Origin of the sequence: Streptomyces sp. NPDC127092 (assembly GCF_042722475.1) — a bacterium.
Taxonomy (GTDB): Bacteria; Actinomycetota; Actinomycetes; order Streptomycetales; family Streptomycetaceae; genus Streptomyces.
This window is the reverse complement of record NZ_JBHXFE010000433.1, coordinates 1-1,013: the sequence shown is the minus strand read 5'-3', so window position 1 is coordinate 1,013 and position 1,013 is coordinate 1. Positions and strand designations below refer to the sequence as shown.

The following is a 1,013-nucleotide window of genomic DNA, read 5'->3' as shown; positions in this document are numbered from 1 at the left end:
GACGGAGACCTCCCGCCGCATGGCCCACCAGCGGTCGCCCCAGCGGGCGTGCTCCTCGCGGTCCTGGCAGCCGTGGCACGGGTGGCGGCGCAGCGCCCGGCGCAGCTCCTCGACCCGGGGCGCGGCCGGGTCCTCCCGGAGGCGGAAGCCCGCCGTGCTGCGGCCTCCGGCGGGCGGGCGGCCCGTGCGCACGGCCTCGCGCATGAGCGCGGCGACGTCCTTGCGCTGCGCGGGCGTCTTCACCTGCACCACCTGGGGCAGGGCGGCGCCTGCCACCGGCTCGACCGGCCCGGCGACGTCGTCCACCGTGATGCGGCGCAGCTGCGCCTTGTCCGTGACGACGCCGACGCGCGGATTCTGGGGGTTGCCGGCGGGGAACACGACGACGGCCCGGCCGAGTGAGCGGCCGGCATCGAGCTCGACGACGTCCCCGACCGCGAGGTTCGCGAGCGAGTCCTTCACGGCGGCCAGGTGGGCTCGACGGCGCCCCTGCGAGCCGGACTTCTCCGCGGCCGCGAGCTCCTTGCGCAGGGTGAGGTACTCGGCGAAGTCGCCGAGGTGACACTGCATGGCCTCCTCGTACTTCTCGAGGCTGGCCTGCTTCGAACGGAGCTCGCGGGCCAGGCCCACCACGGAGCGGTCCGCCTGGAACTGGGCGAACGAGGACTCGAGGATGCCCCGCGCCTGCTCCGCGCCGACCTGCGCCAGCAGATTCGCGGACATGTTGTAGGTGGGCCGGAACGAGGAGCGCAGCGGGTAGGTGCGGCGCGAGGCCAGGCCCGCGACGGCGGCCGGGTCCAGCCCGGGACGCCACATCACCACGGCGTGGCCCTCGACGTCGATGCCGCGGCGGGCCGCCCAGCCCGTCAGCTGGGTGTACTCCCCCGGCGTGATGTCGACGTGGTTCTCGCCGTTGAACTTGACCAGCTTCTCGATCACCACGGAGCGGGCCGGCATGTTGATGCCGAGGGCGAGGGTCTCCGTGGCGAACACGGCCTTGAGCGCGCCGGCGG

Annotated in this window: 1 pseudogene; it reads right to left on the bottom strand. The window is 74.5% G+C overall.

Annotated features, from left to right (window positions below):
* Positions 1–1,013: pseudogene (locus ACFWJO_RS41060) on the bottom strand (RNA helicase); the annotation flags it as partial.